The organism is Acidobacteriota bacterium, from assembly GCA_039030395.1.
Taxonomy (GTDB): Bacteria; Acidobacteriota; Thermoanaerobaculia; order Multivoradales; family JBCCEF01; genus JBCCEF01.
Genome location: JBCCEF010000025.1, coordinates 14,049 through 29,575 on the forward strand (window position 1 = coordinate 14,049; position 15,527 = coordinate 29,575).

Here is a 15,527-nt window from a genome sequence, read left to right on the forward strand (position 1 = left end):
GGACGCCGGGCGCTCGCTCTCAGCTAACCGCCGGGCCGTCCCCGGTCTCGGCCAGGGTCACCCGGTTGCGACCACCCCGCTTGGAGCGCATCAAGGCTTGATCGGCGGCGCCGTAGAGGTCCTCACGGTGCGTCATGCCGGCGCTCAGCTCCGCCACCCCGAAAGAGCAGGTCACCGATACCGTGAAGTTGCAGTAGTGGTACTCCAGCGAGGCAATGCGCTCGCGCAGCTTGGACGCCAGCGCGACCGCGCCCTCGGCCGAGGTCTCCGGCGACAGCACAACGAACTCGTCGCCGCCGACGCGGGCGAAGACCTGTTCCGGCCGCAGCACATCGCGCACCAGGGAGGTGACCCTTTTGAGCACGAAGTCGCCGCACAGGTGGCCGTAGTTGTCGTTGATCAGCTTGAAATCATCGAGGTCGAACATCACCAGGCTCAGGGGCCGGGAGTGGCGCAGGGAACGTGCGAATTCGCGCTCCGCTTCCTCTTCGTACTTCCGCTTGTTGAAGATCTCCGTCAACCCGTCGCGGGTCATCAGGTCGTAGATGGTCTCGTAGTAGGCGTGCTCCGGATCTTCCTCGTGCAGGAACTTGAAGTGCACCGCCGCCACCTGAAACCGGTCGCCGCTCCTGAGCACCGTCGGTTCGTGGATGAGCTGGCCGTTGACGTAGGTGCCGTTGGTGCTCCCCAGATCCTCGAGGGTCACATGGCGGCCACGGAAGTAGATGCGGGCGTGGCGCCGGGAGATGGAGAGAACTTCCGGCAGCGAAATCCCCGCCTTCGGCGACCGCCCCACTTCCAGGCTGGTACCGGAACTCATCCGCAGGCGAGTCCCCAGCCGCTCACCGTCCGGATGGGCGATGAGGATGAGGTTGGCCTCCACCACGGCTCGCTCGCGGGCCTCTTCCATCACCCCCGTTTCGGCGGTGGCGTAGGCCTGCGTCAAGCCGCTCTCGTGCAGGCTCGAGATGTCCAGGTTATCCGTATCGTGGACCTGAGCGGTCACTTCCGTGTCGGACTCGCGATGGGACTCTTCGGTCATCAAAGGGCTCGGAGAAATCAGGCTCGGGACCCTACGGAGAGGTCCGCCGGGAGCCGCGAAACCGCACCGACGGGCGATTCAGCGGCGCCTTGGTACGGTTTGCTGTGCCGCGGATGGGTGGGGGACATTTGGCTGAAAATATCACCCCTTTCGGCGACCGGTCAACGTCGCTGCCCCACCGGATCCTGCACCGAATCCCACAGCAACACCCACGCGCCTCACCGATCTGGATCAGGAATAGAGCTCGACGAACCGGCGCAACAAGCCGTCCGCTTCGGGCGTCGGCCGCACCAGATCTGCCGGCCGTTTGCCGGCGGGGAGGTAGCCGTCGCGGTACCATTCCAGTCGATCCAGCATGTCACCGGCGCTCATCTCGCTGTGGAACTGGGTACCGTAGACCGGCGCGTCCACCTGGCGGATGACCTGGTGGGGACAGGCCGCGGAGTTCGCCAACTCGACGAAATCCGGCGGCAGCCGGGTCACCCGATCGTGGTGACCCAGGTGGACCGGAAACTGCTCCGGAAACGACTCGAACAGCGGATCCGCCCGTCCGGCGAAGGTGAGCGCAATCGGCAGGGTGCCGACCTCTTCGTGAGCCGGATCGGTCACCACCTTCCCGCCGAACATGACGCCGAGGAGTTGATGCCCCCAGCACGAACCGAGAAACGGCCGGCCTTCGTCGATCCATCGACCCACCACGTCGAACAGCGGCGGAAAGAACGGCTCCGGCCGGGTCACCGAGTGCTCGCCGGAACCACCGACAAAAAGGACATCCGCATCGCTCAGGTCTCGCCAGCGATAGGACACATCGCGCGCCGCATTGATCACTTGGAGCTGATCTGCAGTGAGATGGCAGCGGGCGCGGAAACACTGCTGTTCCTGGAGTTCGGCCGCCGGATGGAGGCGCACCTGGAGGAGAACCGCGCGCATCGGGGCTAGCCGAGGTTGCGGGCGCGCTCAGCCGCTTCGGCGACGGCCTTCAAAAGGGTCACCCGCAGGCCCCCCTCTTCGAGCTTCAAAATGCCGTCAACGGTGCAGCCGGCCGGGGTAGTGACGGCATCCTTCAACAACGCCGGGTGCTGGCCCGTTTCGATCACCATCTGCCCCGCTCCGAGGCAGGCCTGGGCAGCCAGCTCGATCGCCACGTCCCGCGGTAAGCCGACCTTGACACCGCCCTCGGCCAGCGCTTCGATCACCACGTAGACAAAGGCCGGACCACTCGCCGAAAGACCCGTTACGGCGTCGAAATGGCGCTCCCCGAGAACCACCGTCCGCCCCACCTGACCGAAGATCCCCTGGGCGGTGGCAATGTGCTCGTCAGTCGCCCGGCGCCCGCCGGCCAGGGCGGTCATGCCGGCCCCCACCAGGCTCGCCGTGTTGGGCATCGCCCGCACCACCGCCGCCTGGCCGGCCGGCACCAGCCGCCCTTCGATGTGTCGCGAGGTGACACCGGCCAGGATCGAGATCAGGAGCTGCTCCGGGCGCCAAACCTCCGCCAGCTCGTCGAGCACCCGCTCGGCGCTCTGCGGCTTGACGCACAGCAACACCACATCGGCTCCTGCCACCGCCGCTTGGTTGTCGAGGGTGGTTTCGATCGCAAGACGCTCGGCCACGCGATCGAGGGATTGCCGATGGAGGGCCGTGGCGACCAGCGCATCGGCTTTCACGAATCCCGAATCGAGCAGTGCCCGGCACAGGGTTACCCCCATTTTGCCGGCGCCGATCACCGCCAGACGGCGGGGTGAAGATGGACTCAAAAGCCTCTCCTACGCAACAAAGCCACGGTCACATGCCGGGCGATCTCAGGGTTCTCGCGCAAGCGGCGAGTGGTGTACGGGTACCAATCGCGACCGTACGGCACATACACCCGCAGCCGGTGCCCTTCGGCGAGCAGGATGCGCCGCAACTCGCCATCGACGCCGAGAAGCATCTGAAACTCATAGCGATCCCGCGGCACCTGCAGCCGATCGATCAGGGCCGTGGCAGCGCAGGCGAGGTATTCATCGTGGGTGGCGATGCCCACGTACACCCCGCGCCGCAGCATCTTCTCCAACGCCGCCAGGTAGTTGGCGCGTACCGTCTCGTAGCCTTTCCAGGCGACTTGCCGGGGCTCCACATAGATACCCTTGCATATTCTAACATTTGCATCCTGGATTGGCAGCCGATCGATGTCCGCCAGGGTCCGACGCATATAGGCCTGCAGCACCACACCAACGTGGCCGAACCGCTCGTGCAAGCTGTCGTAGAGGCGCAGCGTCGCGTCGGTGCAGGAGCGATCCTCCATATCCAGCCGCACGAAGTTGTCGCGCTCCTGCGCCGCCCTCACCAGCTTTTCGATCTGCTCGGCGCAGAACACTTCGTCGATCTTGAGACCGAGCATGGTCGGCTTGACGGACACATTGGAGTCCAGGCCATGGTCCTCGATGGCGTCGAGGACCCGCAGGTACTCGTCCGTCGAGGCCTCCGCCTTTCGCCGCTCGGAAACCTCCTCGCCGAGCAGATCGAGGGTGGCCATAGCCCCCTCGGCGTTGAGTTCTCGAATGGTGGCGATGGCATCGTCCAAGGTCTCGCCGGCGACGTAGCGGGCAGCGACCCGACGGATCAAGAACCGCGGCACGAGCGGCATCGAAGCCACGAGCAAGCGGTCGAAGAAAGCCATCGATCAGAGGCGAGAGAAGAAGGGGGAGGCCCCGCGAGGAAACGAGGGGCCTATCGCGGGCTAGGGTTTCAGGCGGAGATCTCCGTCCGCTCGTCGACGGCCGGTAGCGGATCGTCCACCACCCACCGAACGGCTTTGGAACAAGGACAGGAACCGCCGACCCGCCGGAGGTCCGGCATCTTGCGCGCGGCGTCTCCGATCTCCAGCTCGCCGCCGTCGACCTTCTTGAGCACCTCGAGGTAACCCTTGAAATCGGCGCTCGCCAGGTACGACTCCGGCAACGTGTCGCGCAGATGCGCGATGTACTCCGGCAGGCCGTCGAAGCGGGTGCCATCGTGACCGATTTTCTCGAAGGCCGGCACGCCGCGGCGGCGGAAGTAGCCCGGATCGGGCATGCGCAGAATCTCTTCCGGCTGAATGCCCTGGAAAGAGTCGCCGCCTTCGAGTTTCTCGACGGCGCTGACCGCTTCCCGACGATCGACTTCTTCGAGGCGCGCGCGGACGTAGCGCATATTCACGTCCCGCAGCAGCTTCGCCACTTCTTTCAGGTAGCCCTCCTGCGCTTCGGCGTTTTTCATCGGCTTGAGGCCGTAGCGGACGTTGGTGCCGCCGCCGCGCTCGTCGCCGAACATCTCGGCACCGCGCGGCAGCCACTTGTTGATCGCCTTCTGGAGCATCGACATGGTGACGTAGATCTCGCCCTGGGCCGCCTGCGTCGCCCAACGGCGCATGGGAACGACCCCGGCTGCCAGGTGGAAGGCCTCCTCGCGCAGCATCTGCGGCATCGACTCGGCCATCGGCTTGTAGGCGCTCACCCGCTGCATGGCGAGCTGGAACTTGCCCACTCGATCGATCAGAGCGCAAAACACCACATTGTCGACGAAGGAATCAAACTCGATGTTGAAGGCCGACAGTACGTGCGAGCCGGTGGTCATGGACAGGATCTCCTCCACCATGTCGGCACTCGACTCTTGGGAGACGGAACTCCAGTCGTCGTCGAGTAACAGGTGGAGCATCTGGTAGCCGTGGCGCAGTTCCTCGGCCATCATCCGCAGGATCCAGAACTGCTCCTCCTCTTCCTGCGCCCGGGCGAGGGTCAGGCGGTGCTGCTGGATCGAACCGAACTCGGTGCTCGCCTGAGCTCGAATGGCGCCCAGCAGATGACTCGCGGATTCCGGCGTCAAATCAGCCGCCTTGGTGGCCTTCGGCTCGCCCTTGCGGTCGCCGCACTCGATCTCGTCGCACATCCCGAGTTCGCGGTAGGCGCACAGCTCGAAGCGATCGTTGTTGGGAAATTGCTTCTCCCAGTTCTCGATCAGAAAACCGTAGTCCGGAAGGAAAGTATCGCGCCACCGCAACACGGCATCGTGGTATTTCTTCGGCAGGGTGGTCGTCGTGACAGCCATGGCAACCTCTCTCTTCAGTCTGATTCCGACCGGCCTCGTCCGATGAAGCCGGCGTTCCGTTCCGCGAACTGCGACCTAACTCCTCGGCGTAGGCTTTTAGGCTGCGAAGGGAATCTCACAGCCCGCGACCGAGCCCACAGGGCGAGGCGGCGGCGAAGCCGCCGTGGACGGGGTGAGCCCGAAAGATCCTTTCGGGCGAGGGGACGCCCAGCCCCCATTCTAGAAAACAACCAGCAGGATTGCTGAAGTAATGGGCGAAGCCCTGTTCAGCAGTCGTGCTGGAGACGGCGAACGTATGGGCGAAGACTCGCCGGCTCGAATCCCAGGGCGCTGAAAAACTCGCCAAGGTCCTGCCGTTCGTCGTCTACGAAGGTCCGCACCGCCTTCGCACCGCGTCCCCGGAAGTGCTCGAACATCGCCTCGGCCATCTTGCGCCCGACCGATTGGCCGCGCCGCGCCGGATCGACCCCGAGCACCTCGACCCAACCGGTGGGCTCGTCGAGACCGAACTCGCCGGAGCGTACTTCGCCGAGCATGAAGCCGACCACTTCACCGCCTATCTCGGCCACCAGGGAAGCATCTGGATCCCGCCGTAGGTAATAGCCTACACGGCGCTCCCAAACGTCCGGCTGGTACCGGCCGGAGATCTTTTCGTCAATCGCTCCAATCGCCTCGAGGTCCAACTCATCGAGGGCGCGGACTTGAATCGAGCTTTCAGTCATGGTCGTCCGTCAGCCGGGCGCCTAAGACGTGCAGCGCCCGGGAGATGCTCCCATTCTATGCGGGAACGGTGCCACCGGCAAATGGATCTGCGATCACAGCAGGGAGCGGCGAGGGAACACCGACCTGGGACTTCGTACCTGAGGAATGAATCGCTAACCGGACTGTCGAACCTGATCGAGGCGTCGCTCGACTTCGCGCAGCAAGGCTGCCGTCAGTTCCTTGCGCTCGGCTGCCTGATGAAGCAACAAGTACGCAGCGAGAGCTTCTTTCTCGACCCGGTGGGCCTTGAACACGGCCAGCATTTCAGTTGCGAGGCGGAGAACCTCGGAATGCCGTCGCTGCTGCGACAGGAGGCCGGCGAGATCGAGCGAGACCAGGGCCGCGTCGATCGGAATGCCCTGCTCGATAAAGCGCTTTCGCGCCTCCTGGAAGCAGCCCTCGGCCTGGTCCGGACGATCGAGGGAGCGAGCGATCATGCCCTCGAGCCACTGAAGGTGAACGAGGGCCACGCGATCTCCACAGCTCAAATAGAGCGGCCGTGCTTGCGACAGAAGGGCCAGAGCTTCTCGGCTGTTCCCACACTCGTGCAAGGACCAAAGGAGGTTGTGCCAGCCGGCAAGAGCCAGACGGGCATCCTCCGAGGGGTCCACCAAAGACATGGCCTCGCGAACCAGTCGAATCTCCTGCTCGTGCTGCCCTTCTTGCGCGTAGAGGAAGGCCAAATTCATCGTACTTCTGCCGGCCAGATGTTTCTTTCCGATCGCGAGATACAGCAAGCGAGCCATCTCCGCCGCGAGGCGTCCTTCTCGGAAACGCTCGAGCACGCCACACAAACTGGCACGAACCTCCAAATAGAAGGCCAGCCCGTCCACCGCGCCGGTCCCCTGCAAGAGGTTCTCCTTCGCCGACTCCAGAGCGCTCATCGCCTCGACCAAGGACTCGTTCGACCGGAGGAAGTTCGCTAAATAGCCGTAACAACGCGCTCGCAGATCAGCCAGCGCAAGGTCGCCTTCGATGTCCCCATCGAGCCGCTCCGCCACGCTGACCGCGAAGCGGCAAAGCTCTTCGGCCCGATGAGGATCGTCATATCTCAGCGCCCAGGCCAGCTCGACCATCGCCTCGGCGACTCCCCACCTGCGGTAGGCCTCTGAATTCTCCACCTTCAAGACCTGCCGTGCTGGGGGAAGGGAACCGAGATCGATGACCCGCTGGACGTCTACGGTGCTAGCGCATCCGGATTCTGAAGTCTCGAACTCGTCCAGGCAGACGCCTAGCAGTTGACGTCCCCTCGCCGCGCCTTCAGCCGATTCGCAGTCTGGGTTCCAGGCGAAAAAGCTACCGGGTTTTGAATGATCCAATTCCCGATCCAAAACCGTGAAGGACTGGCGGATCAGCCGTAGCTGAGCACAGCACACCTCACATCCTTCCACCAAATGCCGGAGGGTTAGGCGTGTAGCGTCCACCGGCAAGTCGGCAAGCAAGAACCCCGTCAACGTGGACGAGTCTGGATGGACTTTTGATGTAGTCAAAGCCATATAGAAACCAGTGACATAGCACCTTGGCGCTGGAGCATTACCTCTTGGCAGATGATAGCAGCATCAAACCAAGAGATTCAACAGCTCCGCTCTCGCAGCCGAGTCCTCGGTGCACCTCGGACTCGGCACAAGTCAGTGGCCCCAGACTCCAGGGGTCTTTCGGTTCTGCCGCCTCCCAGCAGAATCGTTGGGGACTTCTTAGGTGGCCCGGCTATGGCAACAGGCCCCCCGGACCCTTAGCTGAGGCTTCGTCCCATCGGGTCGAGTCCCGGGCCCCGCTCGTTGTCCGACGTGGGTCCGAAGCGCTCCATGAGCCACTCGTAAATCTCTACGAAAAGACTCACAGAGGAAGTGTCTTCCTGGGCCCCGGCCGCTTCGGCCTCATCCGCGAAAGCAAAACCGACAGGCATGGTGAGCAGGGCGACGACGACAAACACGACAGATAGACGACGCAGGGTAACGAAAGTGCGCATAACAAATCTCCCCTTGCCGGAGCGACGAGGAACCGGAATTGGTTTTCGACGTCCGACTTCCAGTGAATAGGTTGCCGCTTGACGGCGATCCGAGACAGCTAAGAACAAATTTCAGAATAATCTCTTATGTGACATATTTTATGTCAATTCGCGACCGGAAGCAAAGATAGAGTATAAGTCCCGGCATACGTATCCCGGAAACTTCCCGGAAGAATAACTCCTGAACAGGAAAAAGGCACCCCGCCAAGAGTGTCGAGGGACTTCCCTGCTGGTTACGAAAGCAAGTCGTGCCTAGGCTTGGCCACCCTCGTTCCGCCTCGCCTGAATTTTCGGTTTTCCTCGATCGACCGGGCGGCGGGTGGCTCGCCAGGAAGACTCCACATCCCCTAGCGAGTAGGAGCCGCTTTGACGTGCTCGTGAGCGTGGTAGCTGCTGCGTACCAACGGCCCGGCCTCGCAGTGGTCGAAACCGAGGGACAGTGCAAAGTCCCGGAAATCGGCAAATTGATCCGGCGACACCCAACGATCCACCGGCAGATGGTCCGGCGTCGGCTGAAGGTACTGCCCCATGGTGACGATCTCGACCCCTGCTGCGCGGATGTCCGTCAGGGTGGACCGCAGTTCATCGTCGGTCTCGCCGATGCCGAGCATCAGGCCGGTCTTCACCCGCCCGTCATAGCGGCCTGCATCGCGCTCCTGCGCAGCCGCCGCGAGCAGGTCGAGGGAGCGCTCGTAGCGGCTTCCGGGACGGGCCTTTCGGTACATCTTCGGGACCGTTTCCATGTTGTGCGAGAAGACTTCGGGCCGTGCTCCGAGCACAATGTCCAGCGCGTCGTCCACCTTTCGAAAATCCGGCGTCAGCACTTCGACGGCGGTGCCCGGACTGGTGTCGTGAATGGCTTCGATCACGTGTGCGAAGTGGCCCGCACCGCCGTCCTTCAAGTCGTCCCGGTCGACGGAGGTGATCACCGCGTGCCGCAATCCCATGGTGCGCACCGCCTCGGCGACGTGCTCCGGCTCTTTCTCGTCCACCCCCGCCGCCGGACGGCCGGTGGTCACGGCGCAGAAACCGCAGCGCCGCGTGCAGATGTCGCCCAGGATCATGAACGTCGCCGTACCGTGTTCACCCCAGCACTCGTAGATGTTTGGGCAGCGGGCTTCCTGGCAAACCGTGTGGAGGTCGAGGCGGTCGACCAGCGACTTGACCTTATGGTACTGCGAAGGCGTGGCCAATCGAATGCGCAGCCACTCGGGACGACCTTCCCGCGGCGGCTGCTTCGGAGCCGCTCCGATCTGCACCAAAGACGCGCCGGCGGCAGCGGGGTTGTGAACTCGGGCGGGAGCGGAAGTGCTGATTTCTGACACGATGAGAATCTCGGAAAGAGAGTGAATCGAGGGCGGAGCGATCAGCGGAGAAATGCACCCGACCGCTGGGAGCTACAGTCTAGCAGCCCTTCCGACAGAGCTATTCCCCTACAGACTTTATTGGCTCGATTTCGCGACCGAGCCCGAAGGGCGAGGCGGCAGCACAGCTGCCGAGGACGGGGGGAGGTGGAAAAGGCTTGCCTTTTCTACCGAGGGGGCGCCCAGCCCCCTGGAAAGAAAAGCTAGCGGGGCAGCTGAAATCATAGGCCGAAGGCCTTTTTCAGCAACCCGCTAGCTCGATGTCCAAGCCGACGTCGAGGGCCGGCGCGCTGTGGGTCAACCAGCCGACGGAGAGCAAATCTACCCCGGTGGCGGCGATCTCGGCGGCGGTGTCCGGCCGGATGCCGCCGGATGCCTCGATCACCGTCCTGCCCCCCGTGCGACCCCGGACCCGGCTCACCGCCTCACGCAGTTGATCGAGGGACATGTTGTCGAGCAGCAACGCCTCCACGCCGACTTCCAGCGCTTCGTCCAACTGCTCCAGATCATCCACCTCGACCTCGATCTTGACCAGGTGGCCAACCCGGGCGCGGGTCCGAGCCACCGCCGCCTTCACCCCGCCGGCGAGGGCCAGATGGTTGTCCTTGATCAACACCGCGTCGTCCAGGCCGAAGCGGTGGTTGGCGCCGCCGCCCAGCCGCACGGCGTGTTTTTCGAGCGCCCGCAGACCCGGTGTGGTCTTGCGGGTGCACACCACCCGGGCGCCGTGGCGCTCCACCGTCGCCACCAGGTCGCGGGTGACGGTGGCGATGCCGCACAGGCGCCCCAGCAAGTTGAGGGCGACCCGTTCGGCGGCGAGCACCGCTCGCCCTTCACCTGCCACCCGGGCGACGGCCCGGCCGGCGTCCGCGTCCGCACCGTCCGGCACCAGAATCGAGATTTCCGCCGACGGATCGAGCAGCCGGAAGGTCCTGAGGGCGACTTCCAGTCCGGCCACCCGGCCGGCACTTCGGGCCGCCACCAGCGCCCGGGCACGGGTACCCGGCGGCACGATGGCATCGCTGGTGAGGTCGCCGGCGCGGCCGAGGTCCTCTTCGAGGGCGCGGCGCAGCAGCGGTTCGTAGAGCAGCGGAAAGGGCAGCGTCACCTCACTCACCGGCGGCTCCCTCGCGGACACGACCGCCGGAGCGGGCATCGATGACTTCTTCTCCACGCCAGCGCAGACGATAGGCGAAAGCCGGGTCCACCGCCGGGAAGTCGCGACGGAAATGAGCGCCGCGGCTCTCCCGTCGCCGCTCGGCGGCCCGCGCCACCCCGAGGCCGACGGCCACCAGGTTGCGGGATTCGAGGGCCGCGAAGGTACTCTCCTCGATCGCCGGCAGCTCCTCGGCCAGGCGACGGTACCGGCGCTGGACCGCCTGCAACCCCTCCGCCGACCGCTCGAGCCCCAGGTGTCGCCAGGCCAGGTTGCGCAGCTCCGCCCGTTGAGCGGTGGCATCCTCCGTCGGCGGCCGGGAGGCCGTCTTGCGCACCGCCAAACGCGGCATCGCCATCGGCCGGGGCTTGGCATCGGCCGCCACCCGAGCGCCGAACACCAGCCCCTCCAGCAGCGAGTTGCTCGCCAGGCGGTTGGCCCCGTGAACGCCCGTCGAGGCCACCTCACCGCAGGCCCACAAGCCCGGCAGGGACGTCCGGCCACGGGCATCGACGGCCACTCCGCCCATGCTGTAGTGGGCCGCCGGCACCACCGGCATCGGCTGCCGGCGCGGGTCGATCCCAAATCGGCGGCAGGCCTCGAAGGCCGTTGGGAATCGTTCCGGGAAGCGCTCCCCCACGGCCTCCCGCGCATCGAGAAACACCTCTCCGCCGGCGGCGCTGCGCCGGGCGATGGCGCGGGCCACGATGTCCCGCGGCGCCAGTTCCGCCAGCTCGTGTTCGTCCACCATAAAGCGATGGCCGGCGCCGTCGATCAGCACCGCTCCTTCGCCACGCAGGGCTTCCGTCAACAGCGGCAGCGGCGCCGTCGGGTGGTCTTGGCGGGCGGCGAGGGCGGTGGGATGGAATTGCACCATCTCCAGATCCACCAACTCGGCGCCGGCGCGCGCCGACATCGCCAGACCGTCGCCGGTGACCTCCGGCGGATTGGTCGTCCAGCGGTAGAGCTGGCCGCAGCCACCGGTGGCCAGCACCACCGCGGCGGAGCGGTAGAAAATGCGCCGGTAGGGCTCGCCCGCCCGGCCGCCTTCGACCGCCAACACGCCGAAGACTCTCCCCTTCTCGACCACCAGATCGAGGGCGAAGGTGTGCTCCGCCACCCGGATCCGTGGATCCGACCGCACGGCGCCGATCAGCGTGCGCACCAGTTCGGCGCCGGTGGCGTCACCGCCGGCGTGCAGGATGCGCCGCCGGCTGTGGGCGGCCTCGCGCCCCAGGGCGAGGGGTGCCTCGGCACCCCTATCGACCCGGTCGAAGCGCGCGCCGAGGGCGATGAGCGAAGCGATTCGGGCCGGCCCCTCGCGGGTCAGGATGTCAACCGCCGCCGGATCCGCCAGTCCCCCGCCAACGGCCAGGGTGTCGGCGCCGTGGAGTTGCGGCGAGTCGTCTTGCCCGACGGCGGCGGCGATGCCGCCCTGGGCCCAGCGGCTCGAGCCACCCGCGCCGAAGGCCGTCTTGGTCAACAGCGTCACGGAACGGGCGGCGGAGCCGAGAGCGGCGCTCAAGCCCGCGACACCGCCTCCGACCACCAGAACGTCGCAGCCGCGCACTTCGTCGGCGTAGATGGGATCCCGCCCCTGGGTCGCCGCCTCGATCGATCGCGTCATCGGCCGGCTCCACGGCCCACCGCCAGCATGCGCTCGACCGCCCGCCGGGCGTCCGCCGCCACCGCCGGGTCGACCTCTACCCGATGCCTCATCTCTTCCAGCGAGCGCAGGATCTTCGGCAGAGTGATGCGCTTCATGTGCGGGCAGAGGTTGCAGGGACGAATGAACTCCACCCCCGGGTGATGCACCGCCACGTTGTCGCTCATCGAACACTCGGTGATCATCACCACCCGCCGGGAGCCGCTCTCGCCGACGTGGCGGATCATGCCGGACGTCGAGCCTACGTAGTCGGCCTCCGCCAACACCTCCGGCGGACACTCCGGATGGGCCAACACCTCCAGGTGATCGAAGCGCTCCCGGTAGGCGCGAATCTCGTCCGCAGTGAAGCGCTCGTGCACTTCGCAGTGGCCCCGCCACAGGATGACCTCGACGTCCGTCTGGCTCGCCACCCACTTGCCCAGGAACTCGTCCGGCAGAAAGATCACCCGCTCGACTCCCAGGGACTCCACCACCTCCACGGCGTTGGCCGAAGTGCAGCAGATGTCCGACGCAGCCTTCACCGCCGCCGAGGTGTTGACGTAGGTCACCACCGGCACCCCCGGATAGCGCTGCCGCAGCAGATGAATATCCTCGGCGGTGATCGAGTCAGCAAGGGAGCACCCGGCCCGCTCATCGGGGATCAGAACGGTCTTTTCGGGACTCAGGATCTTGGCCGTCTCGGCCATGAAGTGCACGCCGCACAGCACGATCACGTCGGCATCCGTCTCGGCCCCCTTCTGGGCCAACGCCAGGGAATCGCCCACCACATCCGCCACCCCGTGGAAAATCTCCGGCGTCTGGTAGTTGTGGGCCAGAACCACCGCGTTGCGCTTACTCTTGAGGCGCTCGATCGCGTCGATATGGGGCGCGAAGACCGGCCACTCCACCGCCGGGATGACGTCCTGCACAAGGTCGAACACCGGCGCGGTGCGGCGCTCGACGTCTGGGGTGTAGGCGAGGGTGGTCATGGCTGCTCCTCCTGGGCTCAATGCCCGCATGATCGAATCGATCTGCTGATGCCTGGATCGAATTATGCTCAAATCGAGTATTAATGAGGGCCAAAAAATGCGCGGCCGAAACAAAGCGGTTGTTAACCGCCGACCGCTACGCCCCTTATACTACTAGTGAGTATATCTATCTGTCAAGGAATGTGCGACGGAAGTGGCATGGGGCATGCCTCAGTCGACGGTCAGTTCGATGCGCGCCGGCGCTAGGCAGCGCGCATCATCACAGGCCTGGTAGGCGAGCACCAGCCGCGCCACAGGACCGTCGGAACGCAATCGCCCCCGCAACGTCACCCCGCCATGTAGCACCGGCACCGGTTCGCCAACCACCGCCAGCGGCTCACCGGCGGGAATCTCCACCGCCGCCAGCTCTCCCTCGACCACGGACAGACTCACCGGACGCAAGCCCTGGTCCGCGGCGTCCGGAGCGTAGAGATGCCAGCCGGCGGCGATCTCCAGTTTCAGTTCGAAGGCTCGCCAGCCGTCCTCCCCGGCGGGTTCGACCGCCAGATCGACTTCCACCGAACCGTCTCCCGCCTCCAGCGGCGGTGGTGCATGGCCCTCGGCCTCCGCCCGGAGGTCTGCACCGTGCCAACGACGCGCCGCCAGGCTCAGAGTTCGGGCCGCCTGCGGCAGCGCTTCCGCCTGTGGGCCGAAGGCGGCGAGGGCGGCTTCCGCTTCCTCTCGCCAGCGGTCGCCTTTGGGCCCTTCCGCCAGGCGCAACAGATTCAGAATCGCCACCGAATTGGCGGCCGGCAGGGCGCCGTCGAACACATCGCGGCTGCGAAACAGCAGGTCGTCGCCCTCGGCGGCCACGTAGGATCCACCCTCCGGCGCCCGCAAGCGGGTGATCTGCTGCTCCGTCAGTTCCTCGGCAGCCGCTCGCCAGACCTCCTCCGGCTCGGCGGCGGCGAGGGCCAGGAGACCGGCGACAAAAAAGGCATAGTCCGGGAGCATCGCCGGGATCTTCGCCTCACCTTGGCGCCAGGAGTGCAGCAAGGTGCCGTCAGCAGCCCGCAGATGTGCGAGCACGAAGCGCGCGGCCCGCGCCGCCTGGGCTATCAGCACTTCGTCTTCCAGCACCCGGCCGGCTACGGCGAGGCCGGCGATGGCGGTGCCGTTCCAGTCGGTGAGGATCTTGTCATCGGTCAGTGGCCGCGGGCGTTCGGCCCGGGCGTCGAAGAGCTGCTCCATGCCCGGCGCCATGGCGGACCGCAGCTCGTCGACGGACTGCCGCCGCCGCGCCGCTTGGGCGGCTAAGGTCTCCGGCAGATGCAGAACCCAGTCGCCCTCGAAGAATGCCCGACCGTCCAAGCCGAGAAGAGGCGCCAGAAAGGTCCGGGTCTCGTCGTCCAGTGCGGCGGCGAGCTGGTCCCGGGACCAGGCGTAGAAGGCGCCCTCGCGACCCTCCGTTTCGGCGTCCAGAGCGCTCCAGAAACCGCCTTCCGGCGAGGTCAGCTCGCGGGCCAGAAAAGCCGCCGTTTGGCGGATCACTCGCTCCGCCTGGGAATCGCCGGTGGCCTCGAACCAGCGCCCGTAGACCTCCAGCAACAGGCCGTTGTCGTAGAGCATCTTTTCGAAGTGCGGCACCTTCCACTCGCGGTCCGTCGCATAGCGGTGAAAGCCGCCTCCGAGCTGGTCGTAGATGCCGCCGCGGGCCATCTGGTCAAGGGTCGCTTCGAGCATCGGCCGGGCCGGCGGATGGGATTCGAGGGCTTCCAGCAGCAGCAACAGGTTGGCCGGCGTCGGGAACTTCGGCGCGCCGCCGAAACCGCCCCACTGGGGATCGAAGGTCTCCGTAAGAGAAGTGACGGCCCGACCGAAAACCGCCGCCGACGGCGGTGCGTCACCGGCTTCGAAACGCCCTTCGATGAACTTCGCCATCGCGTCGGCGACTTCCTCGGCCTGCAACTCCACGTCCGTTCGCCGCTCTCCCCAAGCGCGGGCCAAGCCGGCCAGCAGGGTGGAGAATCCCGGCCGGCCGTGGCGATCCTCCGGCGGAAAGTAAGTGCCCGCATAGAACGGCTTGAGATCCGGCGTCAGGAACACCGAATTCGGCCAGCCGCCCTGTCCGGTGAGAATCTGGGTGGCGGTCATGTAGATCTCATCGACATCGGGGCGCTCCTCCCGGTCCAGCTTGATCGACACAAAGCCCTCCGCGAGCTGCCGCCCGATCGCCGGATCGGTGAACGACTCCCGCTCCATGACGTGGCACCAGTAGCAGGTGGAGTACCCGACCGACAGGAAGATCGGTTTGCCTTCCTCCCGGGCGCGCTCGAAGGCCTCCGCCCCCCAGGGGTACCAATCCACCGGGTTGGTCTTGTGAAGGAGCAGGTAGGGACTGCTTTCCTGGGCCAGGCGGTTTTCGCGCCCGGGGGTGATCTGGCTCATGGAGTTCTCCGGCGAATCAGGCGGTGGTGAGATCCCGACCGAGAGGCCAGGATAGCAGCCGGCCGGCCG

General features: G+C 65.7%; 13 protein-coding genes. All 13 read right to left on the reverse strand.

From position 1 onward, the window contains the following. Positions 1–19: 19 nt before the first annotated feature. The 13 genes from AAF481_17640 to AAF481_17700 all read right to left on the reverse strand — a co-directional run bounded on the left by AAF481_17640 (position 20) and on the right by AAF481_17700 (position 15,458). The gene (locus AAF481_17640; protein MEM7483002.1) at positions 20–1,042 is read right to left on the reverse strand and encodes a GGDEF domain-containing protein; all 1,023 of its coding nucleotides are present in this window, start codon (positions 1,040–1,042) and stop codon (positions 20–22) included. Positions 1,043–1,273: 231 nt separating this feature from the next. Then, positions 1,274–1,972: a type 1 glutamine amidotransferase gene (locus AAF481_17645; protein ID MEM7483003.1), complete on the reverse strand. Its 699-nt coding sequence runs from the start codon at positions 1,970–1,972 to the stop codon at positions 1,274–1,276. Between the two features lie 5 nt (positions 1,973–1,977). Then, the gene (proC, locus tag AAF481_17650; GenBank protein MEM7483004.1) at positions 1,978–2,799 is read right to left on the reverse strand and encodes a pyrroline-5-carboxylate reductase; all 822 of its coding nucleotides are present in this window, start codon (positions 2,797–2,799) and stop codon (positions 1,978–1,980) included. Then, positions 2,796–3,701 carry a proline dehydrogenase family protein gene (locus AAF481_17655; GenBank protein ID MEM7483005.1) on the reverse strand — a complete coding sequence of 302 codons (906 nt, stop codon included), beginning with the start codon at positions 3,699–3,701 and terminating at the stop codon, positions 2,796–2,798. Before AAF481_17655 ends, proC begins: the two co-directional genes overlap by 4 nt. A 68-nt stretch (positions 3,702–3,769) precedes the next feature. Next, a complete protein-coding gene (locus AAF481_17660; protein ID MEM7483006.1) occupies positions 3,770–5,107 on the reverse strand; it encodes a Phenylacetic acid catabolic protein in 1,338 nt (445 codons plus the stop codon). A 266-nt stretch (positions 5,108–5,373) separates the two neighbouring features. Next, complete coding sequence (locus tag AAF481_17665; protein ID MEM7483007.1) at positions 5,374–5,829, reverse strand: GNAT family N-acetyltransferase; 456 nt, start codon at positions 5,827–5,829, stop codon at positions 5,374–5,376. A gap of 153 nt (positions 5,830–5,982) precedes the next feature. Beyond that, positions 5,983–6,990 carry a hypothetical protein gene (locus tag AAF481_17670; GenBank protein ID MEM7483008.1) on the reverse strand — a complete coding sequence of 336 codons (1,008 nt, stop codon included), beginning with the start codon at positions 6,988–6,990 and terminating at the stop codon, positions 5,983–5,985. Between the two features lie 611 nt (positions 6,991–7,601). Beyond that, entirely contained in the window at positions 7,602–7,838 is a 237-nt protein-coding gene (locus AAF481_17675) for a hypothetical protein (protein ID MEM7483009.1), read from the reverse strand. A 386-nt stretch (positions 7,839–8,224) separates the two neighbouring features. Next, positions 8,225–9,202 carry a lipoyl synthase gene (gene lipA / locus AAF481_17680; GenBank protein MEM7483010.1) on the reverse strand — a complete coding sequence of 326 codons (978 nt, stop codon included), beginning with the start codon at positions 9,200–9,202 and terminating at the stop codon, positions 8,225–8,227. Positions 9,203–9,482: 280 nt separating this feature from the next. Then, positions 9,483–10,358, reverse strand: coding sequence for a carboxylating nicotinate-nucleotide diphosphorylase (gene nadC, locus AAF481_17685; GenBank protein MEM7483011.1), 876 nt, complete (start codon positions 10,356–10,358; stop codon positions 9,483–9,485). Continuing rightward, positions 10,351–12,024: an L-aspartate oxidase gene (locus AAF481_17690; GenBank protein MEM7483012.1), complete on the reverse strand. Its 1,674-nt coding sequence runs from the start codon at positions 12,022–12,024 to the stop codon at positions 10,351–10,353. The genes nadC and AAF481_17690 overlap by 8 nt, the downstream gene beginning before the upstream one ends. After that, entirely contained in the window at positions 12,021–13,031 is a 1,011-nt protein-coding gene (gene nadA / locus AAF481_17695) for a quinolinate synthase NadA (protein ID MEM7483013.1), read from the reverse strand. The genes AAF481_17690 and nadA overlap by 4 nt, the downstream gene beginning before the upstream one ends. 210 nt (positions 13,032–13,241) lie before the next feature. Next, positions 13,242–15,458: a thioredoxin domain-containing protein gene (locus AAF481_17700; GenBank protein MEM7483014.1), complete on the reverse strand. Its 2,217-nt coding sequence runs from the start codon at positions 15,456–15,458 to the stop codon at positions 13,242–13,244. Positions 15,459–15,527 lie beyond the last annotated feature (69 nt).